Here is a 617-nt window from a genome sequence, read left to right as displayed (position 1 = left end):
CTTGCCCAGGTCCGCGAGGAGATGGGTGAGCCAGGACGCGGCTCTATTGGTGCTGGGGTTGGACTCGAAGCCCGGGGCCGTTTCGGTCGGCTGCTTGGTTTGGTTGCTCATGAGCGTTTCTCCTTTACCGCTGCGCCGACGCTAGCGGGCCTTTTCCATGGTCATGTGTTTGATGAGGAGCTCCGGGCTGGCATCCGCGATCGGGAACTCCCCCGTGATGCGACCCTCGGAAATTGTGTAGACGCGGTCGCTGATCCCGAGCAGCTCCGGGAGCTCCGAGGAGATGACGATGATGCCCTTGCCGGCCGCGGCGAGTTTGTTGATGATCGTGTAGATCTCGTACTTCGCGCCCACGTCAATGCCGCGGGTCGGCTCGTCGAGAATGAGCACATCAGGGTCGGAGTAGATCCACTTCGACAGCACGACCTTCTGCTGGTTGCCACCGGAGAGCTTGCCCACCTTGGCCAGCACGGAGGGTGCCTTGATGTTCATGCTCGTGCGGTACTCGTTGGCGATCTTGTATTCTTCGTTGTCGTTGACAAGGCCGCTCGTGGTGAGCTTGTCCAGCGACGCCATCGAGATGTTTCGCTTGATGTCGTCGATCAGGTTGAGCCCAT

At 60.3% G+C, this 617-nt stretch carries 1 protein-coding gene; it reads right to left on the bottom strand.

Going from position 1 to position 617, the window contains the following annotated elements:
* Window positions 1-141 precede the first annotated feature (141 nt).
* Window positions 142-617 (bottom strand): ATP-binding cassette domain-containing protein (locus JF66_RS20090; protein WP_035880665.1); only part of this gene is annotated, 476 nt, incomplete at its 5' end.

It is taken from the genome of Cryobacterium sp. MLB-32 (assembly GCF_000738085.1).
In the GTDB taxonomy this organism is placed as follows: Bacteria; Actinomycetota; Actinomycetes; order Actinomycetales; family Microbacteriaceae; genus Cryobacterium.
Note: the sequence above shows the minus strand (reverse complement) of the source record. Positions and strands in the feature narration are given on the sequence as shown.